General features: G+C 62.8%; 21 protein-coding genes and 1 pseudogene. 11 read left to right on the forward strand and 11 right to left on the reverse strand.

Translation table 11 applies throughout. The annotated features are described in order from the left end of the window. Positions 1 to 8: 8 nt before the first annotated feature. The 4 genes from CEY11_RS17260 to CEY11_RS25405 form a co-directional block, all read right to left on the reverse strand. Positions 9 to 1,439, reverse strand: coding sequence for a TolC family protein (locus CEY11_RS17260; protein ID WP_088604638.1), 1,431 nt, complete (start codon positions 1,437 to 1,439; stop codon positions 9 to 11). After that, positions 1,436 to 3,661, reverse strand: a complete 2,226-nt coding sequence (locus tag CEY11_RS17265) for a peptidase domain-containing ABC transporter (protein WP_233154935.1) — start codon at positions 3,659 to 3,661, stop codon at positions 1,436 to 1,438. Before CEY11_RS17265 ends, CEY11_RS17260 begins: the two co-directional genes overlap by 4 nt. A 2-nt stretch (positions 3,662 to 3,663) precedes the next feature. Further along, entirely contained in the window at positions 3,664 to 4,914 is a 1,251-nt protein-coding gene (locus CEY11_RS17270) for an HlyD family secretion protein (protein WP_088604640.1), read from the reverse strand. A gap of 168 nt (positions 4,915 to 5,082) precedes the next feature. Further along, entirely contained in the window at positions 5,083 to 5,241 is a 159-nt protein-coding gene (locus CEY11_RS25405) for a hypothetical protein (RefSeq protein WP_158215355.1), read from the reverse strand. Positions 5,242 to 5,573: 332 nt separating this feature from the next. On the opposite strand from CEY11_RS25405, the gene CEY11_RS17275 reads away from it, so the two are divergent. Together CEY11_RS17275 and CEY11_RS17280 are read left to right on the forward strand one after the other, a co-directional pair. Continuing rightward, positions 5,574 to 6,329, forward strand: coding sequence for a FadR/GntR family transcriptional regulator (locus CEY11_RS17275; RefSeq protein WP_088604641.1), 756 nt, complete (start codon positions 5,574 to 5,576; stop codon positions 6,327 to 6,329). Between the two features lie 278 nt (positions 6,330 to 6,607). Continuing rightward, positions 6,608 to 8,014, forward strand: a complete 1,407-nt coding sequence (locus tag CEY11_RS17280) for an FAD-binding oxidoreductase (protein ID WP_088604642.1) — start codon at positions 6,608 to 6,610, stop codon at positions 8,012 to 8,014. A gap of 68 nt (positions 8,015 to 8,082) precedes the next feature. On the opposite strand, the gene CEY11_RS17285 is transcribed toward CEY11_RS17280, so the two are convergent. Genes CEY11_RS17285 through CEY11_RS17300 form a run of 4 tightly spaced genes read right to left on the reverse strand, consistent with a single transcriptional unit; the run spans position 8,083 to position 12,146 of the window. Continuing rightward, positions 8,083 to 9,063 (reverse strand): Bug family tripartite tricarboxylate transporter substrate binding protein, encoded by a 981-nt coding sequence (locus CEY11_RS17285; protein ID WP_088604643.1) that lies wholly within the window; start codon positions 9,061 to 9,063, stop codon positions 8,083 to 8,085. A 14-nt stretch (positions 9,064 to 9,077) separates the two neighbouring features. Then, positions 9,078 to 10,064, reverse strand: coding sequence for a Bug family tripartite tricarboxylate transporter substrate binding protein (locus CEY11_RS17290; protein ID WP_158215356.1), 987 nt, complete (start codon positions 10,062 to 10,064; stop codon positions 9,078 to 9,080). Positions 10,065 to 10,100: 36 nt separating this feature from the next. Beyond that, a complete protein-coding gene (locus CEY11_RS17295) occupies positions 10,101 to 11,171 on the reverse strand; it encodes a mandelate racemase/muconate lactonizing enzyme family protein (RefSeq protein ID WP_088604645.1) in 1,071 nt (356 codons plus the stop codon). A gap of 33 nt (positions 11,172 to 11,204) precedes the next feature. Beyond that, a complete protein-coding gene (locus tag CEY11_RS17300) occupies positions 11,205 to 12,146 on the reverse strand; it encodes a TauD/TfdA dioxygenase family protein (protein ID WP_198958928.1) in 942 nt (313 codons plus the stop codon). Between CEY11_RS17300 and CEY11_RS17305 the strand changes: the two genes are divergently transcribed. From CEY11_RS17305 to CEY11_RS17315, 3 genes are all read left to right on the forward strand, one after another. Then, the gene (locus tag CEY11_RS17305; protein WP_088604646.1) at positions 12,132 to 13,091 is read left to right on the forward strand and encodes a LysR family transcriptional regulator; all 960 of its coding nucleotides are present in this window, start codon (positions 12,132 to 12,134) and stop codon (positions 13,089 to 13,091) included. The two genes, CEY11_RS17300 and CEY11_RS17305, sit on opposite strands and share 15 nt — an antisense overlap. 67 nt (positions 13,092 to 13,158) lie before the next feature. Next, complete coding sequence (locus CEY11_RS17310) at positions 13,159 to 13,761, forward strand: TMEM175 family protein (RefSeq protein ID WP_088604647.1); 603 nt, start codon at positions 13,159 to 13,161, stop codon at positions 13,759 to 13,761. Positions 13,762 to 13,773: 12 nt separating this feature from the next. Continuing rightward, complete coding sequence (locus CEY11_RS17315; RefSeq protein WP_088604648.1) at positions 13,774 to 13,983, forward strand: putative signal transducing protein; 210 nt, start codon at positions 13,774 to 13,776, stop codon at positions 13,981 to 13,983. An 87-nt stretch (positions 13,984 to 14,070) separates the two neighbouring features. Here the strand turns inward: CEY11_RS17315 and CEY11_RS17320 are convergent, their stop codons facing one another. Then, positions 14,071 to 14,529, reverse strand: coding sequence for an Lrp/AsnC family transcriptional regulator (locus tag CEY11_RS17320; RefSeq protein ID WP_088604649.1), 459 nt, complete (start codon positions 14,527 to 14,529; stop codon positions 14,071 to 14,073). Positions 14,530 to 14,697: 168 nt separating this feature from the next. Here CEY11_RS17320 and CEY11_RS17325 point away from each other — a divergent pair, with 168 nt between their 5' ends. Further along, positions 14,698 to 14,931 carry a DUF6356 family protein gene (locus CEY11_RS17325; protein WP_088604650.1) on the forward strand — a complete coding sequence of 78 codons (234 nt, stop codon included), beginning with the start codon at positions 14,698 to 14,700 and terminating at the stop codon, positions 14,929 to 14,931. Positions 14,932 to 14,952: 21 nt separating this feature from the next. Here CEY11_RS17325 and CEY11_RS17330 read toward each other — a convergent pair whose 3' ends face one another. Further along, positions 14,953 to 16,332 carry a sensor histidine kinase gene (locus CEY11_RS17330; RefSeq protein ID WP_088604651.1) on the reverse strand — a complete coding sequence of 460 codons (1,380 nt, stop codon included), beginning with the start codon at positions 16,330 to 16,332 and terminating at the stop codon, positions 14,953 to 14,955. Continuing rightward, positions 16,329 to 17,003 carry a response regulator transcription factor gene (locus tag CEY11_RS17335; protein ID WP_088604652.1) on the reverse strand — a complete coding sequence of 225 codons (675 nt, stop codon included), beginning with the start codon at positions 17,001 to 17,003 and terminating at the stop codon, positions 16,329 to 16,331. Before CEY11_RS17335 ends, CEY11_RS17330 begins: the two co-directional genes overlap by 4 nt. Before the next feature lie 301 nt (positions 17,004 to 17,304). Between CEY11_RS17335 and CEY11_RS17340 the strand changes: the two genes are divergently transcribed. The 5 genes and pseudogenes from CEY11_RS17340 to CEY11_RS25415 all read left to right on the forward strand — a co-directional run. Next, positions 17,305 to 18,315, forward strand: a complete 1,011-nt coding sequence (locus CEY11_RS17340; RefSeq protein ID WP_088604653.1) for an ABC transporter substrate-binding protein — start codon at positions 17,305 to 17,307, stop codon at positions 18,313 to 18,315. Between the two features lie 84 nt (positions 18,316 to 18,399). Beyond that, positions 18,400 to 19,188, forward strand: a complete 789-nt coding sequence (locus CEY11_RS17345; protein WP_088604654.1) for an ABC transporter ATP-binding protein — start codon at positions 18,400 to 18,402, stop codon at positions 19,186 to 19,188. 13 nt (positions 19,189 to 19,201) lie between these two features. After that, positions 19,202 to 20,086, forward strand: coding sequence for an ABC transporter permease (locus tag CEY11_RS17350; protein ID WP_088604655.1), 885 nt, complete (start codon positions 19,202 to 19,204; stop codon positions 20,084 to 20,086). 1,499 nt (positions 20,087 to 21,585) lie between these two features. Beyond that, complete coding sequence (locus CEY11_RS25410; protein ID WP_158215357.1) at positions 21,586 to 21,777, forward strand: hypothetical protein; 192 nt, start codon at positions 21,586 to 21,588, stop codon at positions 21,775 to 21,777. Continuing rightward, a pseudogene (locus CEY11_RS25415) lies at positions 21,774 to 23,760 on the forward strand (hypothetical protein); the annotation flags it as partial. The gene CEY11_RS25410 and the pseudogene CEY11_RS25415, both read left to right, overlap by 4 nt.

The raw sequence follows: 23,760 nt of genomic DNA on the forward strand, positions 1-23,760 counted from the left end.
TCTGCGGGCTACTGCGCGTCCTGCAGCCCCAGCTTTCCCAGACTTGCGGCCAGCTCGAAGCGGGCCGTCTTCCAGCCGGCCAGGGCCTGGATGCGCTGTTGCTGCGCATCGGCCAGGTCGCTTTGGGCGCGCAGCAGTTCCAGCAGGCTGCCCACGCCCGCCTTGTAGCGGCCCAGGGCAACGCGTACCGATTGCCGGGCGCTGGCCAGCAGCGATTCAGCGGTGGCCACGGCCTGCAGGCCGGAAGTGAAGGCCTCGTCGCTTTTCCAGACCTGTTGCGCTACCGATTTCCTGGCGTCGTCGAGTTCGGCCTGCTTGACCCGCACCTGGGCATCGGCCTCGTAGACCTGATGGCGGCGGCTGAAGCCGTCGAAGATCGGAATCGTGAGTTGCAGGCCGACGCTGCGGTTGTTGATGATCTGCCGGGTGGTGACTTCGTCGATGGGGGTGTCGCTGCGATCGAGCGATGCGGTCAGCGAGAGCCGCGGGCGATCCTGGCTGCGTGCCACGTCGGCTTCGGCCCGCGCCGCCTTCAACTGGGCTTCGGCCTGGGCGATCTCGGGGTTGTGCGCCAGGGCCTGTCGCACCAGGCTGTCGACTGCGCTGCGGTAGTCGCTGCGGTGTTTGCCATGATCCACGGCCGCGGGCAGGCGCACGGGCGTGGCAGGATCCAGGCCCAGGGCCAGCGCCAGCGTGCCGATGGCGCTGCGCAGCCGGCTCTCGGCCTGGATGCGCTTGAGCGTGGCCTGTGAATAGGCGGTCTGCGCCTGCAGCTTGTCGGCCAGGGTTGCCGCGCCGGCGGCGAACTTAGCTTGGGCGATGTCGAAGCTTTCGTGGGCGATGCGTTCGGTTTCGCGGGCGGCGTCGCGCAGCGTCAGGTCGGTCTGCGCGTCATAGTAAGCATGCACGGTGTCCAGGAAGACGCTCTGCAGGGTGGCGTCGCGCGAGGCGTTCGCGGCGTTTAGCAGTTGGCGCGATTGCTCTAGGTGCGCGGCGCGCAGGCCGAAGTCGTACAACACCCAGTCCAGAGTCAGGCCCACCTGGGTGCTGCGCGTGTCCAGCGTCGACTCGTAGCCGGGCAGGTCGGTGTAGCTGACATGCTGGTGGATGCGCGCGATGCTGCCGCTGGCACTCAGCGTCGGCAGATAAGCAGCGCGGCTGACGCCCAGCGCGCCGCGCTGGGCCGCGATATAGGCCCAGGCCTTGCGCGTGCGCGGGTCGTGGCACAGAGCGCGCTGCACGGCGTCCAGCAGGCTGAGCGGGGCCTTGCCGGGGGTGGCAAAGGCGCAGGTCGCGGCGCCTTGCGGGCCGTCGCCGGATCCGCGCAGCCCGCCGGCCGCCAGTGTGTCGGGCGGTGTTGCCAGGCCGGCGGTCGCGGCCCGGGCCGGTGCGCCGGCGATCAATGCCGAGGCCAGGCAGAGCAGGGCGGCCCGGATCATGGCGTGCTCGCCTCCACGGCTGCGGTTCCCGGCGCGGCGGGTGGCGCAGAAGGTGCAGACGCTGCGGATGGCATGGATGGCATGGACGGCGAGGAAGGCGCCGCATGCCGCCCGCTGTCGTGCACGATGCGTCCGCCCGCAAGCACGATGCGGCGTTCGGCGCTGGCTATGGTTTCCGGACGATGCGCCACGATCACGCGTGTCATGCGCAGTTGCAGCACGGCGGCGTTGACCTGCTGTTCGCGCTGGATGTCCAGATGGCTGGTGGCCTCGTCCAGGAACAGCACGCGCGGCTGCTTGTAAAGGGCGCGTGCCAAGAGTACGCGCTGCTTCTGGCCGCCCGACAGCACGGTACCCATGTCGCCCACCAGCGTGTCGTAGCCCATCGGCATGGCGGCGATGTCCTCGTGTATGGCGGCCAGCGCCGCACAGCGGCGGATGCGCTCGTGATCGGGCTGCACGTCGAAGCAGCAGATGTTCTCGGCCATGGATCCTGCGAACAGCACATCGTCCTGCAGCACCGTGCCGGCCAGCCGGCGCATTGCCGCGGCGCCGAGCCGGCGCAGCGGTTTGCCGTCCACCAGGATTTCGCCCGACTCGGGCTGCAGCAAGCCGAGCAGCACGGCGATCAACGTCGATTTGCCGCTGCCCGAGGGCCCGGTTATGGCGACCGATTCGCCGGGCTCGATACGCAGATCTATGCCGTCCAGCACATAGGGCTCCTGGTCGCCGTAGCGAAAGCGCAGGCCGCGCACTTCGATCGCCGGCTGCGGCCCGATCTCGGCGTCCAGTGCCGCCGCTTGCGCGTCGGGTTCGGGCGCATGGAACACGATGTCCGCCAGGCGCTCGCCCTGCAGCTGCAGCATGCGCACGTCCACCAGCTTATCGAGCAGCGATCCGACGCGGCTGTCGAACTGGCCCTTGTAGGCATAGAAAGCGATCAACGCGCCCACGGTGAAGGCCCCGTCCAGCACCAGTTGCGCGCCCAGCCAGATGACCAGAATGTTCTCGATGCCGAACAGCAGGCCGTTCAGCGTCTTGTAAAGCAAGGTCAGCTTCTGCGTCGTCAGGTCGGCGTTGATCTGCTCGACCAGCAGCGCCAGCCATGCCGAACGGCGTTCCTGCTGGCGCTCGAACAGCTTGATCGTCCTGACCCCGCGCAGGGTTTCCAGCAGGTGCGTCTGCTGCTTGGCGGCGTGCACGATGCGCTCTTCGGTGGCGCGGCGCAGCGGCGCATACCATAGCCAGCGGCTTAGCGCATACAGCGCCATGGCGGCCACGGCGATCGCGGCCAGCGCCGGGCTGTACAGGAACATCAGCAGCAGCGTCACCACCGACATCACGCCGTCGAGCAGCGCTTCGACGAAAGAGGTGGTAAGCGTCTGCTGTATGGTGTCGATGGAACCGAAGCGCGACACCACGTCGCCCAGGTGGCGCTTCTCGAAGTAGCTCACCGGCAGCCGCAGCAGGTGGGTGAATACATTGGCGCGCCACTGCACGTTCAGCGTAGTGCCGACATACATCAGCATCCAGCCGCGCGCGGCGCTGGTGGCCTGCTGCATCAGCAGCAGCAGACCGAAGCCCAGGGCCAGGGTGGCCAGCAGGCTGCGGTCGGCCGATACCAGCACCTGGTCGATCACCCACTGCAGGAAAAAGGGGTTGACGACCGTGAAGACTTCCAGCGCCAGAGCCAGCAGCAGCACTTGGCCAAACGAGCGCTTCAGGCCTGTGACCGGGCCCAGCAACTGGCGCAGCCGCAGCGCCGGGCGAGCGGGCTCGCGCTCGAAGCCGGTGTCCGGCCAGAGTTCGAGCGCCACGCCGGTGAACGAGCGGGACAGCTCGTCCAGTCCGCATTTGCGGATGCCCGTCGCCGGGTCGTGGATCACGGCGTATTGCCGATTGACCTCGCGCAGCACGACGAAGTGATTGAAATTCCAATGCAAAATGCAGGGCAGCCGCAGCTTCGGCAAATTGTCCAGGTCGAGCTTCAGCGGGCGCGCGGCCAGTTTGAGCTGTGCGGCGATGTGCAGCAGGCCGGCCAGGGTCGCGCCTTTCAGCGATACCGGAAAGCGCGTGCGCAGTGCCGCCAGGCCGACGTGCCGGCCGTGGAAGCCGGCGATCATGCCGATGCAGGCCAGCCCGCATTCGGTCGCCTCGGTCTGCAGCAGCATGGGCAGCCGGGTTCCCGAACCCAAAGAGAGTCGCGGCAGTCGTTCGAGCATGTTCAAAACCTGCCCCACAATCCATACAAGGGTTCCAGCGCCCATTGATACAGGCGCCGCTTCTGCAGCATGATGTCGGCCTCCAGCGTCATGCCGGGCAGCAGCGCCAGATGCTGCCCGCGCGCGGCGGTGTCCTGCGAGTCCAGCCGCACGCGGATCAGGTATAGCGGTTCGCCGTCGGCGTCCTTGCGCACGGCGTCGTCGCCGAACTGGCTGGGCGCCAGCCCGGCCTGTGCCACCGAGAGCACCGTCCCGGGCTGCTGGCCATAGGTTTGGTAGGGGTAGGCCTGGTAGCGGATGAGCACCGCCGTGCCCGGCCGTACGAAGCCGATGGCGCGGCTGGGGGCATAAAGTTCGGCCACCAGCCTGGCACCGGCCGGGGTCAGGGTGGCCAGCGGGCGCTCGCTGCTTATGGTCTGGCCCGGCTGGGCCAGGGCCGTGGTCACGGTGCCGGCCACCGGCGCGGTGACCATCAGGCGCCGCTTGGCCTCGCTTTGCGTCAGGGCTTCGGCGGCGTTGCTCAGGTCGCGTTCGAACTGGGCGGACTTATTGCGCTGCTTCAGGTCGAGCTGGGCCAGGTCGGAGCGCTGCGTGGCCAGCTGCTGGTTCAGCTCGATGCGGTTGCGCCGCAAAGACTGCAGCTGATTGCTCTGGTCGAGTGCCTCTTCCTGCCGGCCTTCGAGCTGCTCTTGCGATACGTAGCCTTGCGCCACCAGCTTGCGGTAGCGCGCGACGGCGCGCCGCGACAGGGCGAGGCGGTCGCGCTGGCCCGAGACCTGGGTGTCCAGGGCGGCAATCTGCGCCTGCAGCGACGCGATCTTTTGCGCTATGCCGGCGCGCTCGCTTTGTTCGATCAGCTGGCTTCTTTGCTGTTCCGCCCGCAGGCTGGCTTCGCGCCGGCCTACCTGGGCGCTGATTGCTTCCTGTGTCGAGCCCAGCGGGTTCTGTGTGTCGGTAGATATTGTGTAGAGTAAGTCGCCGGCCCGAACCGTCTGGCCCTTGTGCACGCGGCGCTCGACCACGATGCCCGTATGCGGTGCGTACAGCTTGATCAGGCCGGTGTCTGGGGCGAGCCGGCCGTTGACCGTCACGCGCTTGGTATAGGTGCCCAGTGCCAGGAACAGGCAGACCGCCAGCGCGCATGCGGCGGCCGCGCAGGCGGCGATGCCGAAAGAAATAGGGCGCACCAGTACGATTTCGCCGAGCCAGGGTGTCTGGCGGGCTTGCAGGGCTTCTTTGCGGAATAGAGACACGCGCGCTTGTTTTGTTGTTCTGTGCTGGTTTGTTTCATGCCCGCGCCGTCATGAAGGGCGCTTGCGGCGCTGGGCCTTCGGGCTGGTGGCGAACCGGCCGCCGCTTGTCGGCGCGGCCGGTGGCTGGCTTATAAGCGCGGCGCGGGCGCCCCGCGCCGCAGGCGCCTATCAGCCAAAGCGGCACTGCAGGTAGGAGCCCGGATTGCCGCTGTACAGATAGCAATAGCTGAATTCACCTTGGTAGTCCCAGGGCGCGGCCAGGCCGCCGCTGACCATGTTTATCTCGTCCGCGGTCAGTTCTTGCAGGTCTTGTTGTTGATTTTCCATGGAGTGTATTTTCCTTGTTGTGGGCGCTGGCGATAAAGGCCTCACCAGCTTTGGCCTCCGGCCCGCGCCTGGAGTTTGTGGCGCCAGATGCGGGATCGAACCTTAAACGGCGGCCAAGCCGCTTCGATCTTCTGAATCGCTGGGAATGATACAAGTGGTAAGAGGTTTTCTTTGTAAGAGTTCGCTTCTTTTTTTTTCGAGATCCTTTGTGTAGCCATCGCGGCTCGGCCGCGCCCGCGGCCGGCGCCGAAGAGGCCGTCGCGTTTCGTTCGGCATATTCTCATAGAGCGGGGAGCCGCAAAACCTATCAGATAACCTGATATGATTGCGGCATGCAGATAAGCCGCCCGACACTTACCAGCCGCGTCGCCGACACGCTGATCCAGCGCATCGGCAAGGGCACCTACCCGGTGGGCAGCAAGCTGCCTTCGGGGCGCCTGCTGGCTCAGGAATTCTCGGTCAGTGCCGCGGTCATCCGCGAAGCCACCGAAAGCCTGCGCGCCAAGGGCCTGATCGAAAGCCGCCAGGGCTCGGGCTGCGTGGTGCTGGCTGCGGTGGCCGATCCCGGTTTCCAGCTGGCCTTGCCGGCCGATGCCGGCAAGCTCGCGCTGCGCCACATCTACGAACTGCGCTGCGAAATCGAGTCCGGTGCCGCTTGCCTGGCGGCCCAGCACGCCACGGCGGCCGAGGTCGCCGCCATGGAGGCCATATTGGCGCGCCTGGAAAAAAACCTGCAGGCGCCGGGCAGGGCGCTGCAATGGGATCTGGCTTTTCACAAGGCCATCGCCAAGGCCACGCACAACCCGCAGTACGCGCAATTGCTGCAATACCTGAACGAGCAGTGGCGCGGCAGCGTACAGGCAGCGCGCCGCCACACGGCGGCCATCGACCGCGTCCACGACCACGACCACGGCCAGACCGCCGCAAGTGCGGCCATGCCGAACAGCCTGGCACGGCAGGTGCACAAAGAACACGTCGCCATCCTGGCCGCCATCCGCCGGCGCGATCCGCCCGCAGCCCGTGCCGCGGCGCGCACGCACATGCTCAAGGCCAGCCGGCGGCTGGGCCTCGATGCATCGGAGCACTGATGGCCAGTGCCGTGCCCGGAAGTTCGCAGCCATGAAATCGTGTCTTCGCGCGCATGGTGGCGTTGCAAGCCTTGCAGGCCGCGCCGGGCTCAGCCTCGCGATAGTCAGGACTATCGCTGTGGTTTGCGCCTTGTCCTGCGCACGAATCCGTCGATTTCATTATGGGCGCGAACTTCCGAGACGCGACACTGGCCGATCTTTACTTTGCAGGTCTGTAGCCTTGCCGGTCGCACGCCCATACTTTTTCTTTTTTCTATTGTTTGAACGGGATTTCTTTCATGGACACATTTCTGCGGCAATTGCACGATGAGCTGGGCCAGGACGTGGTCTACAGCGCCGCGCAAGATATTGAACCCTGGCTAAGCGACTGGCGTGGCATCTACAAGGGGCAGGCCCAGGCCGTGCTGCGGCCGCGCAACACCGCACAAGTGGCGCAGGCGCTGCGCTTGTGCCAGGCCCATGGCATGCCGGTGGTGCCGCGCGGCGGCAATACCGGCCTGTGCGGCGCGGCCACGCCCGACGGCAGTCCGCGCAACGTCGTCATCAGCCTCGATCGCATGAACAGCATCCGCGCCCTGGACACCATCGCCAATACCCTGGTGGCCGACGCCGGCTGCATATTGGGCGATTTGCGCCGTGCTGCCGCGGAAGCGGGGCGCATGCTGCCCCTGAGCCTGGCCGCCGAAGATTCCTCGCAGATCGGCGGCAATCTTTCCACCAATGCGGGCGGCGTCAATGTGCTGCGCTACGGCATGGCGCGCGAGCTGGTGCTGGGCATCGAGGCGGTGCTGCCCAGCGGCGAAGTATTCAACGGCCTGCACACGCTGCGCAAGGACAATACCGGCTATGACCTGAAGCAGCTGTTCATCGGCGCCGAGGGCACGCTCGGCATCATTACCGGCGTGGCGCTGCGCCTGCAGCCGCAGATGCACGAGCGCGCCGTGGTTCTGGCCGCGGTGGAATCGGCGCAGCAGGCGCTGGAATTCTTTCGCTTGCTGTTCGGCGTGTGCGGCCCGCGCCTGCAGGCCTTCGAGTTCTTCACCGATGCCTGCCTCGACCTGGTGCTGGCGCATGCCGAAGGCGTGCAAGTGCCTTTTGGCCAGCGCCATCCGGCCTATGTGCTGGTAGAGCTGGCCGATACCGCCGACGCCGAGGGCCTGCAGGCCCTGTTGGAAAAGTGCATGGAACAGGCCCTCGAACAGGAGCTGTGCCTGGACGCGGTGGTTTCGTCCTCGCTCGCGCAACTGCAAAGCTTGTGGCGCCTGCGCGAAGACATTTCCGAGGCGCAGCGCGCCGACGGCCCGCACTTGAAGCACGACATCTCGCTGCCGATCGAACGCATCCCCGAATTCATGGAAAGTGCCGCGCAGCGCGTGCAGCAGGCCGAACCGGGCTGCAGGCCGTACATCTTCGGCCATTTCGGCGACGGCAATCTGCACTACAACCTGTCGCGCCCCGCCGGCGCCGACAAAAGCTGGGCCGCCGAACACGAGCATGCCGTAGCCGACGTGGTGTTCGACGAGGTCATGGCCTACGGCGGCAGCATCAGCGCCGAACACGGCATAGGCCAGCTCAAGCGCGGGGCCTTCCTGCGCTGCAAGGATCCTGTGGCCCTGGAGCTGATGCGCGGCATCAAGCAGCTGTTCGATCCCGGCAACATCATGAACCCCGGCAAGGTGTTGTAGGCCGGCGCCGGTGTCTTGCCGGGCTTCGCCTGTAGCCAATATCCGGCTGGTGTTTGGGGCCGTTACGCTTAGTGGCTTATGGAGATATGGGTAGCTTTGGCCACATCTTTCCAATGCGTCTGGTCGTTCATTATGTATGTCTTGAAGCTTTGGCTGTCCAGAACATTGATCATTGTGCCTTCTGATATAAGACGCTGCTGGATTTCCGGCTTTTGCATCACCTTGCGTAGGGCCGCATCAAGTACCGACACAACCGTGTCCGGAGTTTTTTTGGGTACGAGAATTCCGGACCAAAAATTTGCAGTGAAGTTGCCGTAGCCCGCTTCTGCCATGGTGGGAACGTTGGGCAGGATAGGGAGGCGTTTGCTGGTAGTTTGAGCCAGTGCCAGCAGCCTGCCCGTTTGCAGGAATGGCAGTACCGGCAGCACGTTGCTGAACATGACCTGCACCTGTCCCTCGAGCAGCCCGTTTAGCGCAGGGCCGCCTCCCTGATAGGGCACGTGCATCCAATCCAGGCCGTTTTGCTGTTTGAACAGTTCTGTGGTGAGTTGCTGCAGAGAGCCTACGCCTGTTGAGGCGAAGTTGATGCTGCCCTTATGCTTGGCGGAATATGCCACGAGTGCCGGTAGCGTCTTGATTTTTAGCGCTGGTGAAACAACTAGCGCAAATGGCGACTCGGTAAGCAGGGTCACAGGTTTGAAATCGCGCAGGGCTGAAAATTTGGCGCTTTTGTCCACGGCCGGAGTGATGGTGACGTTCGATGTTGCCAGCAATATGGTGTAGCCGTCGGGGTCGGCTCGTGCGGCGGCGAGCGTACCGATGGAGCCGGCCGCACCACCTCGGTTGAGTATGACTATGCTTTGGCCTAGTTCACGGCCGAGTTCGGCTCCTACTAGGCGAGCTAGCATGTCAGTGCCTCCACCAGGGGGGAAGGCGACGATCATTTTTATAGCTCTGTCTGGGTATTGTGCGGCAGCCGGCGATGCCGCGCCCGCCAGACAGGCGCAGGCGGTAGCCAGGATCAAATTCAGCAAACTCTTAAATTTCATTGTGTCTCTCTCCTTCAGTTGATTTTGAGGCCTGTCTCTTCGACGATTTGCTTGAACTTGGCGACATCGTCAGCCTGAAGCGTGGTAAGTTTTTGTGGTGTGGTACCTTCTGGATCCATGTAAGACTCGCTTATCTGGTGGCGGATCGCAGCGCCTTGCATGACTTTCATGACTGCTGTACTAAGCGTTTTGACCGTAGCTGCCGGCATGTGTGCCGGCCCGAACAAGCCTAGCCAGTCGACCTGGTACAGGCCCTTCAGGCCTGCTTCTTCCAGTGTGGGTACGTTGGGTAGAAGCTTCGAGCGCGTTTCTGTGCTGATCGCCAAAGCCCGAACCTGGCCGGATTTGATGAAGGGCATGATCGCTGCCGAAGTAACGAACATGCTAGTCAAGCGACCGCCTAATAGATCGGTGATGGCGGGACTGCTGCCGTTATACGGTACGTGCATCAGCTTGATGCCGGCTTGCATTGTGACCCGTAGGGCAAGTACATGTTGAGGCTGGCCGATGCCAGGCGTCCCGTAGGTCAGTACGCCGGGCTTTTCCTTTGCGCGGGCCACCAAGTCGGCGAAATTTTTGATGGGCGAGTTGGCAGGCACTACCAGAAAGTCAGGTGTGGTTGCAATCAGACTGATGGGGGTGAAGTCTTTGATGGGGTCATAGGTACGCTCGGTATGTATAAGCGGCAAAATTGCATGTGTCCCTGTGTGACCCATGATCAGGGTATATCCGTCGGGGGCAGCCTGTTTCACGTATTTCGTGCCGATCAGGCCCGACGCACCTGCTCGATTCTCCACAATTACCGAATTGCCAAATTGCTTCATGAGCTTATCGGCCAATAAGCGTGCAAGAAAATCCGTACCGCCGCCGGGCGGCCCAGCCACTACGATCTTGATAGGCCGGCTCGGGTAGTCGGCAGCCTGCGAACTGGTGAATATCGCCGCCAGAAAGAACAGTGATACGCCCGCGGCGCGCGCCAGCAAGGGGATGATTGATTGCATATTTTGCCTCCTAGTTTCTGATTTTCGTTTCGGCATTCAAGTGATGGAGTGGGTACGCAGTGTATGTGCGTCCAATACGGCCCGATCCACTTGTGGCCAATATTTGGCAGGCAGTCGTATGGCCCCTTGGTTGAATGGCAATGGGTTTCCAAACAGGCGGGTACGCGCCTTCAGAAAACCGTTCATTTCGCCGGCATTGTCTATGCATTGTGCGGCGACGCAAGCCTCCATCCAGCAACCCAATTCGATGGATACGCCGTCGCCGAGCACCGGCGTCATGCCTTGTGTGCGTATGCGTTGCAGGGCGGCCGTGAGCTGTTCTGCGCTGCCGATTTTCTTCAGCTTGAGCTTTACGAAGCTGACATTGGGGATGGCGGCAGCCCGATCGATATCTGCAACGCCGTAGATGGATTCGTCGAGCATTATCGGCACAGTGGATACGGCTGCGACCTGCGCGTTGGCTTCCCAGTCGTCTGCCGCGCAAGGCTGTTCCAGCAACTCTATTCCTCTGGGATCCAGATGGCTGGCAAAGGATTGTCCGTCTGCGCGACTGAAGCTTCGATTTGCGTCCAGGCGCAGGCTGGCTCGGCCGGCTACACAGGATTGGATATGCTCCATGCGTTCAAGGTCGTCTTGCCATGCGTAGCCCACCTTGATTTTGAACGTCTTGAAGCCTGCTTCCAGAAGCTGTTCCACTTCTTCCCGTATCTCATGTTTTTCATGAGCTTGGCAAGGAGCCAGAAGGGGAACGTGCAGATCCTTGTCTGTCCAAAAAGGGCTGGGGTCGCGCAGCATGTCCAAGGCTGCATGAGTAGCGCTGACGACTCCGGGGTGAGCGTTGGCGTACGTGTCCACGATGGCGGCGGCATCCTTGAGCTGGATGCCTTTCAACCGCTGAGCCAACTCTATGGCGGTGCGCCATGAGCCTTCCACAGTTTCTTCGGTGTAGCCGGTAATGATCAAAGCCTCGCCCCAGCCGCTGCGGCCGTCGGCGTCATTGAACTCGAGCACGAAGGGTGTGAATTCGTATAGATCTGCTGTAGCGAGCTTATAGGGAACGGATAATGGGAACGACACTTGCCTGACGGTGGCTCGCTCTATTTTCATCGACGTTTTCCGATGTATGGGATGGGCGTTGGCTCAGGCAAGAACCGCTTCGCCGGTGATTTGCGTGCGATAGAGCAGGCGCCGGGTATTAGAGTCGAAAGCGTCGCGGCGGTGCATCGTGCAGCGGTTGTCCCATAGCACCAGATCGCCCAACTGCCATACCTGGGTCCAGACAAATTGTTCTTGTGTTGCATGAGCCCAGAGGCTGTCCAGCAGTTCTTCACTGTCTTCGAGACTCAGTCCGACGACATAGGCATTTCTTCGCCGCCCGAGAAACAGCGATTGTTTGCCAGTGACGGGATGGATTCTGACCAGGGGATGCGTTGCTCCGACCGTTTTTGTAGGGTCGTCGATCTCTACATAACCTTTGCGCAATTCGCCCGCACTGGTTCTGCTGGCGTCGTGCACGCATTTGAGGCCGGCGATTCGTTCCTTCAGCTTGGCGGGCAGGCTTTCATAGGCTGCGTACATATTGGCGAACTGAGTGTTGCCGCCACTGGGCGGTATTTCTACCGCATACAAGGCGCTGCCTTTAGGGGGTAGGGGGTTGTATGTCATGTCGGAATGCCATACTGCTTCGTATGAGCCCAGACCGCCCATAGCTTTGCCGTCCTTCACGATATTAGATATGACGGTAATTTCGGGGTTCTGCGAGACGAAATCGTCGCTCATTCTGGAGGTGGAGATCGGAGCTTTGTCCAATTCGCCGAAGCAACGCGAGAATTGGGCCAGGTTCTCGACGCTCAGGCCATGCTGCCCTCGAAACCTCAGAACCAGATGATCGGCCCAGGCCTGTTTGATGATGTCTTCCGCAGTGGTGTCCAGTGGTCGGGATAGATCGACGTTTTGAACATCCGCACCTAGTGCTCTCCCAGAGGCTGTTACGCCAACGGCTGTGTCTTGTTTGTATGCAGCTTGCATAGTCATCTCCTTGATTGGCTTTGCTTCGATAGCGAAATCATGCAAGCTCTTCATTTATCCGTCCAATTTATTTATGTTATAAATTTATCCATTATGAAGATAAATATAACTTTCCGGCAATTGGAGGCCTTTGTAGCGCTGGCGCGCGTGCTCAACTTCAGCGAGGCCGCGAAGGCGGTGCATATGTCGCAGCCGGCGCTTAGCGCTGCCATCCGCAAGCTGGAGGAGATGCTTGGAGCGACCCTGTTCGACCGGACGACTCGTATTGTGTCGCTGACACCGATAGGTAGCGAGCTATACGATGTAGCTACGCGTCTTTTGGAGGATTTCGACGGCTCGCTTGTCGGGATCAGCGATCTGGCCAGGGGCAAGCGTGGCAGCTTGTCCATATCTTCCGCACCGTCTTTGGCCGGGACGTTTCTGCCCGAAGTGATCTACCCTTTTCAACAGAAATTTCCCGATATTGTGTTCAAGGTGCACGACGCGTTGTCTGAAATCTCGATCGATCTGCTGAAGGCAGGTACTGTCGAGCTGGCTCTCGTGCCGGCAAAGCGGCACGATGAGGATCTGATACATCACGATCTATTCGAAGATCACTTGGTGGTGGTGTGTAGGCCAGACCATGACTTGGCTGGCCATAAAGAGGTATCTTGGGCTCAGTTACTGCCTTATCGCCTGGTGGCGGTGCGCGGCAACAGCAATATACAGATCTTGATAGAGGCGGAATATCTGCATCAGGGGGGAAAATTCCAGCCTACTTATGAAGTAGAACAAACCAGCACCTTGATCGGATTCATTTCCAATAATCTGGGGGTAGCCATTCTGCCTGCCTCCCGTGTGTCGTTGATACGTTCACTGAATCTTGTGGCTGTGAAACTTGTTTCCCCCGAAATACGGCGCCCGATTTGTGTCGTACACATGAAATCCCGATCGCTGTCCACGGTAGCGCAGGCCTTCATAGAACATTGCCAGCGCCACGCGATCGAATACCGGCGTTGAGCCCGGCCGATTCGAATTTAAAATAGGCCACCGCAATCAGAAGGAACCCGCCTTCAGGGATCGAACCATGAACAAAAACCGTCTCGAGGCATTCAGCGATGGGGTGCTGGCCATTATTCTGACCGTCATGGTGCTGGAAATGAAGGTGCCGCACGGCGAGCAGTTCTCGGCGCTGCTGCCGGTGCTGCCGGTCTTCCTCAGCTACGTGCTCAGCTTCGTCTATCTGGGCATTTATTGGAACAACCACCACCACATGCTGCACCTGGCGGGCAAGGTCAGCGGCGGCATCTTGTGGGCCAATCTGCACTTGCTGTTCTGGCTGTCGCTGCTGCCGTTCACCACCGGCTGGATGGGCGAGAATCACTTCGCCGCCGCAGCCATGTGCCTGTACGGCGTGAACCTGCTGTGCTGCGCCATTGCCTACTTCATCCTGCAGCAGCGCATCATCGCCGCGCAGGGGCCGGGCTCGGTGCTGGCGCATGCCATAGGGCCCGACATCAAGGGCAAGCTCTCGCCTGTGCTGTACCTGCTGGGCATCGTGACGTCTTTCGTGTCGCCGTGGCTCTCGGGCGCTTTCTATGTCGTCACCGCCTGCATGTGGCTGGTGCCCGACCGGCGCGTAGAGCGCGAGGTCATGAAGCATGCGGGGCCGGGCGAGTCCGGCGCTTAATAGAGGTGCAGCATGGTGCCCGTCTATACCCCCAAGTCCGAACCCGAGACCGCAGTGATCGTGGCGCTGATGGAAGCCTACGGCATTGCTTATTTCATGCAGGGCGGGGCCTTCGGTACCATGTACCCGGGGCCGGTTTCCAACAGCCTCAACGCCCGAACCCTGATGGTGGAAGACGATCAGGCCGAACTCGCGCGCGAGCTGCTCCGGCCCTTTTTGTAAGGTGCCCGGCGGGCCTCTTCCCGAACTGGCCTATCAAACCGGCCTATCGAACCGGCGTATCGGGTCGCGGCCGCTGGCTCGGTCTTGCTACACGAAATCCAGCGGCAGGGCGGTGGTGTTCTTCAGCTCTTCCATGGCGAAGCTGGAGCTGACGTCCGACAGCCGGGTGTCCTTGATGAGGCGCTTGTAGACCTGGTCGTAGGCCTGGATGTCGGGCACGACGATGCGCAGCAGGTAATCGACCTCGCCGCTCATGCGGTAGAACTCCACCACTTCGGGCATGTCGCGCACCACTTGGGAAAAGGCCTGCAGCCATTGCAGGTCGTGGTGGTTGGTCTTGACGGTGACGAACACAGTCATGCCCAGCTTGAGCTGGGCCGGATCGAGCAGGGCGACGCGCTTGCGAATGACCCCACGTTCTTCCAGATTCTGGATGCGTTTCCAGCATGCAGTGGTGGACAAATGCACCGCCTCGGCCATGGCTCCGACGGAAAGCGTTGCATCGTTCTGGAGTATGTCCAGAAGTTTTTTATCTGTTTTGTCCATATAGCTAAAAAATATTCTATGTATACCGGGAATCTGGTGAAAAAGAAGAAGCACTTTCCGGGAATATAAGCCTACGATATCCACTTGTGAAGATGTCGGCATGAAACTCGCCGATGACAAGTCGAAATGAAAAACTCAGATACTGCTCCAGCACGCCCGGAGGCCGCCATGTCCAGAACCGTTGCCAGCCTGTTCACCACGCATCCCGCCACAGTGGGTGAAACTTATTTGCAACACCTGCATTCGGCCACGAAGTTTTCGGTATTGATGTTTTGCGGCGCCGTGGCCTGCCTGGTGCATGCCGTGCTGCCTTTCGCTTTCGTGCGCACTGGCAGCTCGATGATCGAGCGTCTGCACCACATGATGATCACCGCCCGCGCGCGCCACGCCAACGGCGAGTAATACACCGCCGCCGCCACGGCTTCATGCAGGCTTGAATACCACCCTGGCCAGCAGCCCCCGGTGCCGGCGCCCGCCGTGCAGGCTGACGCTGCCGCCGCAGGCCCGCGCCGCTTCCTGGACGATGGCCAGCCCCAGGCCGGTGCCTTCCTGGTCGATAGCATTGCCGCGATTGAAGCGTTCGAACACCCGGGTGCGCAGTTCGGGCGGAATGCCGGGGCCGGTGTCCTCCACTTCCAGTATGGTGATGCCTTCGCGCGCAAGCGCGACCGAGACCGTGACGGCTCCGCCGCGCGGCGTGTAGCGTATGGCGTTGTCCAGCAGGTTGAACAGCAGCGCCCGCAGCGCCGGGCGATGTGCCTGCAGCCGCGCCTGCACGTGCTGCGGCCCCACGCCCAGCTCGATGTCGCGGCCCGCCGCCAGAGGCGCCAGCTCCACCATCACTTCTTGCACCAGCGGGTCGAGTTCCACCGGCGTAGCCGGCACGGGCGAGCCGCGCAGGTTTTCGGCCTGCGACAGGCTCAGCAGCTGATTGACGAGCTGGGTGATCTGCAACCGGCTCCGGCCCAGCGCCATCAGGATCTTCTTGAGTTCGGGCGTGCTGGCCAGGCCCGCCGCATAATGCAGCTGGGTGCTCAGCAGGGCCATGGGGGTGCGCAGCTGATGCGCCGCGTCTTCTATGAAGCGCCTGCGCGAATCGATCTGCCGTTGCAGGCGCGCGCCGTATTGGTTGATGGTTTCCACCACCGGGCGCAGCTCCAGCGGCAGGTCTTTCAGGCGGATGGGCCGCAAGTCGGTCTGATCGCGGTTCCACACCGCGCCGTGCAGGGCGGCCAGCGGCTTGAGTTCGTGGCGCAGTCCCAGCAGCATCAGCACCAGCACCAGCACCAGCATGCCGGTCTCGCGCAAGGCGCTGGGCCACCACAGGGCGTGGGTCTCGGCGGCGAGCTGTTCCTGGGTCTGGGCTACGGTGATGATCACCCGTGTGGATTTGCCGGTATCGAAGAAGTCGCGCGCCATGCTGTAGGCGCGCAGCTCGCGGCCCTGGTACAGCATGTCCTGGTAGGCCTCCATGTGGCCGCGGGCCGGCTTGAAGTCGACGGGCAGGTCGGGCCAGCCCGCCAGCAACTGGCCTGCTGCGGTCGACACCGAGAAAAAAACCTGGTCGTGATGCGAGGAGGCGAAGACCTCGAGCGCCACCGGCGGCACCGGCGCGGCCAGCGTATGGCGTCCGGTCCACTGGATCTGGCCGGCAATGATCAGTGCCGAAGTCCACAGGCGGTGATCCTGCCGCGCCTGGGCATTGTGCAGGCTGTCCAGGTAAGCGAACCAGATGCTCAGCGACAGCGCCACCGCCAGCGGCAGCAGCACCCACAGCGCCAGGCGCACGCGCAGGCTGTTCATGAGGCCTGGCGCGGGGTCAGCAGGTAGCCCAGGCCGCGCAGCGTGACGATGGCGGCCTGGGACGATTCCAGCTTGCGGCGCAGCCGGTGCACATAGATTTCCAGCGCGTCTTCGCTGGCCTCGGCCCCCAGGCCGAAGACGCTTTGCATCAGGCTGGCCTTGCTCATGGTCTTGCCCTGGTTCAGCAGCAGCGCTTCCAGCAGGCTGTGCTCGCGCGGCGGCAGCGTGAGCGGCCGGCCGCTTAGCTGGAACTGGCGTGTGTTGGTGTCGTAGTTCAGGTCGGCGCAGCCGAGCGTGGGCGTGGCGCTGCCGCTGTGGCGGCGGATCAGCGCCTTGATGCGCGCCACCAGCTCGCGCACCTCGAAGGGCTTGACCATATAGTCGTCGGCCCCGGTTTCCAGGCATTCCACCTTCATGTCCAGCGAGTCGCTGGCGGTCAGCACCATCACCGGGGTCTGGTTTTGCTGGCGCCGCAGCCGCCGCAGCACGCTTTGGCCGCTGGCATTGGGCAGCTTCAGATCCAGCAGCACCGCATCGTAGTGTTCGCCGGCCAGCAGCGCGTTGGCCATTTCCGCGTCGTGTACGCAGTCCACCTGGAAGGCTTCTTCCTGCAGCACGGCGCACAGCCATCTGGACAGTTCCTGGTTGTCTTCGACGAGCAGTAGTCTCATGGAGGATAGGGGGAAGGGGAGGGGTACCGGGCCGGCGCCGCGCTGCGGCTGCGGCGCGCGCCGGCATGGCGCATGCAGGCAGTATTCGCGCGCGGGCTGAATATAACCTTAAAAATCGGCCTGGGCCGCCGCGCTAAAAGACCGATTCGAGCCCTGTCGGGGGTTATCACCTATGTTTTCGGGCGGCCGGCGAAAGCTCGATGAAAGTCGCGCTGTCTAGCATGGAGTCCGTGGCATGAGCGCAGCGCCAGCGGCCCACGCCAGGCTATAGAACCAACCGGAATTCAATCAGGAGACCCTTATGTCCCGTATTGCCCGCATCTTCAAATACACCGCCGTCGCCTCCGCGCTGGCGGCCTGCGCTTTGGGCTCGGCCCAGGCCAGCGAAAAAATCACGCTCATGGTGGGCGGCATCAGCAAGATCATCTATCTGCCGGCCAAGCTCACCGAGAACCTGGGCTACTTCAAGGACGAGGGCTTGAATGTGCAGTTGCTGTCGGAACCGGCCGGCGTGAACGCCGAGAACGAGATGCTGGCCGGCGCGGTGCAGGGCGTGGTGGGCTTCTACGACCACTCGATCGACTTGCAGGCCAAGGGCAAGGAAGTGGAATCGGTGGTGCAGTTCTGCCAGGTGCCAGCCGAAGTCGAGATCGTTTCGGCCAAGCAGGCCGGCAAGATCAAGAGCGTCGCCGACTTCAAGGGCAAGACGCTGGGCGTGACCGGCCTGGGCTCGTCCACCGACTTCCTGACCCAGTACATGGCTTACAAGGCCGGCCTGAAGCATGGCGAGTATTCGATACTGCCGGTGGGCGGCGGCAATACCTTCATCGCCGCCATCCAGCAGAACCGCATCGACGCCGGCATCACCGCCGATCCGACCGCCACCCAGCTGGTGGCCAGCGGCCAGGGCCAGGTGCTGGTCGACATGCGCGACCCGGCGGCTACCGCCAAGGTGCTGGGCGGCCTGTATCCGGCCTCCAGCCTGTACATGCCCAATGCCTGGGTCGACAGCCACAAGGCCGAGGTGCAGAAGCTGGCCAATGCCTTCGTCAAGACCCTGAAGTTCATCCACACGCACACGGCCGAGCAGATCGCCGACAAGATGCCCAAGGACTACTACGGCGGCAACAAGGACTTGTACGTCAAGGCCCTGAAGGCCTCGCTGCCGGCCTTCACCGCCGACGGCCGCATGCCCAAGGGCGGCCCCGAGACGGTGCTGCAGGTGCTGGCGACCTTCAAGCCGCAGGTCAAGGCGGCGCACATCGATCTGTCCAAGACCTACACCACGGCCTTCGTGGACGCCGCCAAATAAGCGTGGCGGCAGCGGCGCAGGCCGGCCGCGCGAGCCGGCTTGCGCCATTCTATTTCTTATCTTCATCGCACCGCAAAGAGAATCATGTCAGACCCATCAACACCCGCCATTGAAATGGAGCACGTCACTTGCCGTTTCATTTCCGCTGACGGCAAGGCCACGATAGCCCTGCAGGACTTCAGCATGAGCGTTGCGCGCGGCGAGTTCTGCGCCATCGTCGGGCCCACTGGCTGCGGCAAGTCGACCACGCTCAGCCTGATCACCGGCCTGCTCAAGCCCACCACCGGCCGGGTGCGCGTGATGGGCCAGCCGGTCGACGGCATCGATCCGCGCATCGGCTTCGTGTTCCAGACGGACGCCATCTTCCCTTGGCGCAACGTCATCGACAACGTGGCCGCCGGCCCGATGTTCCGCGGCCAGAAGCCGGCCAAGGCCAAGGAACTGGCGCGCGAATGGCTGCGCCGCGTCGGCCTGGCGGGTTTCGAGATGCACTATCCGCACCAATTGTCGGGCGGCATGCGCAAGCGCGTGTCGCTGGCGCAGACCTTCGTCAACAGCCCCGAAATCCTGCTCATGGACGAACCCTTCAGCGCGCTCGACATGCAGACGCGCACCGTCATGCAGGACGAGCTGCTGCAGCTGTGGGCCGCCAGCGGCGGCTCGGTGGTGTTCGTCACGCACGATCTCGAAGAAGCGATCGCCCTGGCCGACAAGGTCATCGTGCTGTCGGCGCGTCCGGCCACCGTCAAGCAGATCTATGACATCGAGCTGGCGCGCCCGCGCGTCATGTCCGAGATCCGCTACGAAGACAAGTTCATCAGTTATGCGCGCGAGATCTGGGACGATCTGCGCGCCGAAGTAAAAATCGGTTAAGAGAATGAACACCATGAACATTCAAGTCCAGGCGCAAGACGCCGACAGCCTGCGCGCCCATGCCGTGAAGAACACCCTGCAGCAGGCCGAGGCCGAGGCGCAGCGCCTGATCCGCAGGCGCCGCAACCTGATCGTCTTCTGGCGCGTCGCCATACTGGTACTGGTGCTGGCCGGCTGGGAAATTTCCGCCACGCTGCACTGGATCGATCCGTTCTTCTATTCCAAACCCTCGCTGATCGCCAAGCAGATCTACGACTGGAGCATGGAAGGCACCTCGCAGGGGCCGCTCTGGCTGCAGGTGGCGGTGACGCTAGAAGAAACCCTGATCGGCTTTTTCATAGGCGGCATAGGCGGCATCGTCTGCGGCATCCTGCTCGGGCGCAACAAGTTCCTGGCCGACATTTTCAGCATCTATATCAAGATCGCCAACTCGATTCCGCGCGTGGTGCTCGGCTCGGTGTTCGTCATTGCGCTGGGCCTGGGCATGGCCTCGAAAGTGGCGCTGGCGGTGGTGATGGTGTTCTTCGTGGTGTTCGGCAATGCCTTCCAGGGCGTGCGCGAGGCCGACCGCTATATGATCGCCAACGCGCAGATCCTGGGCGCCTCGCCGCGCCAGGTGACCACGCAGGTCGTCATCCCTTCGGCGCTCAGCTGGATCCTGGCCAGCCTGCACGTCAGCTTCGGCTTCGCGCTGGTCGGCGCCGTGGTAGGCGAGTTCCTGGGGGCCCGTGTGGGCATCGGCCTGTTGATCGCCACCGCGCAGGGCGCGTTCAACGCCAGCGGCGTGTTCGCCGCCATGATCGTGCTGGCGGTGGTGGCCCTGATCGCCGAATACATCCTGACGCTCATCGAGAGCTGGCTGCTGAAATGGCGGCCGGCACAGTTCGAGAACGCCTGAGCGCGAGCGGGCGGGCGGCGAGTGTGCCGCCCGCCCGGCAGTCATTGCAAGCGGGCCTGTGTGTGAACCTGTGCCCCAAAAGCTGGACGTTGATCCACGCTTTTGGGGTGTTTTTACTTATGCAGGCCCCGTTTTATGCAGGCCCCGTTCATTGGCGTGCGTCCGGCGCCGTGTGCTTCCTGCTTGGCAAGCGTCCGGCGCCGTGATGACCATCGCCCCATGATCGCTTCCCCCTTCGTCGATAGCCCGGAGTCAGCGGGCGGCAGGCTCTCCCCCGCCTGACTGTACTGCATGCGGCCATGGCCGCCCGACGGGGGCAGCCGCCGAATACTTCACGGATCGGCCCGATCGCGGCTCTGCCGCGCACAAGTGCATGGCATTCCGGCAAGTGTCGACAGCGCAGCATTCGCCGCCTCGGCTGAAGTCCTGCCTAGTGTCAGCGGCAGCCCCGAACCGCCCCATCGAGGCGGTCTCTTGCGGCGCCTCCCTCATTGCCGGAAAGCCCGAGCCGACCCATTTCTGCAGGAAACGAATCCGCAGCAACATCTGCGGGCATGTGGCCGACGGTTCCGCGAGCGGGCTTTTGCTGTATTGCCGTTTTGGGCATTCCAGCAAAGGGTTTTGACTGAATTTAAAAAGTCATTTCTAAAATTTACAAATAGAATCAATGCCGCTATTGAGGTTCGGAGTGCCGCTCGAGAGTGCGGAAATTTTAGATTTAAAGCTGCTATTTCACTGAAATTCATCAATAAAAGTCTTTCAGACGCCTGTATTTGATCTGAGCTTTCCATTTATAAATTTGGCGCTTTTCAACTGAATTTTAACTTTTGTAACGTAACCCATTTCAAGGAGAGGGTGCCGTAAGGGGCCAGGCAGTGTAAATCGATGGAGTGATGGCGTTTGCAGTCAATGCGCTGACCGGAATGGTTTGGCAGCTTGACGGGACGCGCTCTCTGGGAATCTGCTGGTCGCCCCCATGGCGGCATCCGCGTAAAAAGGCATGGTGGCTTCATCGACACATATGGGAAGCCGGTCGGCTTCCCGCAATTTTGCGGGGCGCGACGGGCGCAAGGCATCGGCAGCCACGAGTCCGGCTGCCGGCCATCCGGCTCCGCGCCTGCACGGGCTGGCGCGCGCTTTGCGAGATGTCTTCGCCGCGGGCGCGGTTCTTACCGGCATTGCCGGGGTTGCTGCCATGCCGGTGCCTGCCTGGGCGGCTGGTGGGGCAGGCGGCTCTCTGAGCGGCGCGGCCGGCGGAGCTGGGGGGGATGGCTATAGCGGATCGTCTGGATCGCCCGGCAGCAATGGGTTCCTGAGTGCAGGGGCCGGCGGTGGCGGTGGCGCCGCGGGCGGTGGTGCCGGTGGTAGCGGTGGTACCGGCTCCTTAGGGACGAATGGCGGCTCGGGTGGAAAAGGCGGGAACAACGGTAACTATGGCGGTCAGAGCGCCATATATGTTAATTCAAGCCTGTCGGGCGAAGATGGAGGCCAGGGACACGATGCTTCGAGCGTGCCATTCTTCGGACGCCTCGGCGGGGGTGGTGGTGGCGGCGCTGGTGGTAACGGGGCGCTTGTTACAGGTGTCTCTGGCGACAGTAGCAATTCCTCCAGCATTACTGGTGGCAGTGGTGGCAATGGAGGCATCGGCAGCCATGGTGGCGGTGGCGGTGACGGCGGCAGCGGAGTATTGATCGCCAACCCGAGCCGTGGCTCTCTCTCCAACTCCAAGAGCGGCGGTTTTTTCAGCGGGGGTGCGAGTATCGCGGGCGGTAGCGGCGGTGCCGGCGGCAGCAGCAGCGGCCTCCTCGGCGCTGGAGCGAACGGCGGCGCGGGGGGCAACGGCGTGAGCGGTTCCGGCATGTCTTCCGGCTCGCGGCTGACCGTCACCAATGGAGGTGGCATTTTAAGCGGCAACAATACCATCGACGGCGGCAATGGCGGCACTGGCGGCTCTGCTGGCATAGGCGGTACCGGGGGCACTGGCGGGGCCGGCGGCGCCGGCATCGAAGGCTCCTACCTGAGTATTAATAATAGCAGCCTGCTCGGTGGCAGCGACAACAGTATCAACGGTGGCAGCGGCGGTGCGGGAGGCTCTGCCGGCACAGGCGGTGCTGGCGGTACCGGGGGCGCCGGCGGTGCGGGCATAACCGGTTCTAATCTGAATGTCACCAATATCGGTTTGTTGGGCGGCCATAGTAATGTCAATGGCGGTGCTGGTGGCGCCGGGGCCAATGGCGCCAGCGGCGGTAACGGCGGCAACGGCGGGGCTGGTGGTGCCGGTATCGGCGACAGCGGCAGCCTGATCTTAACCAATAGCGGTACGATCGCGAGCGGCGCCGGAGGCGCGGGCGGCAACGGCGGCAATGGCCCCTTGTCCGGAGGCGCGGGCGGCAATGGCGGTGCGGGCAGTATCGGTACCAGCGGCGGGGCCGGCAGTGTCGTCATCAATTTCGGCTCGTCTACGGGTAGCGCTGGCGGTAGTGGGGGCAAGGGTGGCAATGGCACTGGCCCGATCTCTGCCGGAGGCGCAGGAGGCAACGGTGGTGCGGGTGGCGCCGGCATGAGTGTCGGAAATGGCAGCTTGGTCACCAATACTGGTTCGATTACCGGTAATGCCGGCGGTGCTGGTGGCAATGGTGGCAATGGCAGCGGCCTGTCTGTCGGCGGCACCGGTGGCAATGGTGGAGCGGGCGGTGCCGGTCTCAATGCCGGAGACGGCAGTACCATTATCAATACAACAGGCAAGATTGAGGGCGGCGCTGGCGGTGCTGGCGGCGCTGGAGGTAGCGGCCTCTTGGCCGGAACCGATGGCGCAGGCGGAGCGGGCGGTGCCGGCATCATTGGCTCGAACCTCAGCATCACCAACAGCGGTACGATCTCCGGTGGCGCCGGCGGCACCGCGGACAATTCGGGCAATTCGCTCGAATTTACCGGCGGATCCAATACGCTGACGCTGCAAGGCTCGCACTGGCAACTGAATGGCGATATCGGTCTGGATAATGGCAGCAGCCTGACATTCGACCAGACCCAGCAGCAGACTGTCGACAATCACATTACCGGCGACGGCTCTCTGATTCAGGGCGGCAGGGGGACTTTGACCCTCACCGGCGTCAGTGACTACACCGGCGGTACGACGGTGTACGGAAACCTGAACGTTGGCACTACCGGGGCGCTCGGCACCGGCGACGTAAAGGTAAAGGGCGGGCAGATACCCGGAGTCAATAACCCGCAGCTGACGTTCCAGGCCGACACCAGCGCGCAGTCCCTGCACATCGCCAATACGGATGGCGGCGGGACGGTCTTCCAAAGCACCTCCACGGCAGACCACGCAAGAATCTACAACGCCGATGGCGGCAGCACGACCTTCCAGAGCGACTCGACGGCCGGCAATTCGAGAATCTTCAACGGCGATGACGGCGTCACGACGTTCACCGGAACGGGCGCTACGGCCGGCAACGCGTTCATCGTCAATGCCGATCCGGGCTTGACGGTTTTCAATAACGGCGCGGACGCGGGCGACGCGTTTGTCTTCAACACCGACGGCGGCCAGACGACGTTCTCCGATACGGGCACCAGCGCCGCGTCGTCGCACATCGTCAACGTGGCGGGCGGCAGCACCTCGTTCGACACCCAGTCGACGGCGGGCGATTCGACCATCACCAACGTGTACGGCG

It is taken from the genome of Candidimonas nitroreducens (assembly GCF_002209565.1).
Classification (GTDB): Bacteria; Pseudomonadota; Gammaproteobacteria; order Burkholderiales; family Burkholderiaceae_B; genus Candidimonas; species Candidimonas nitroreducens.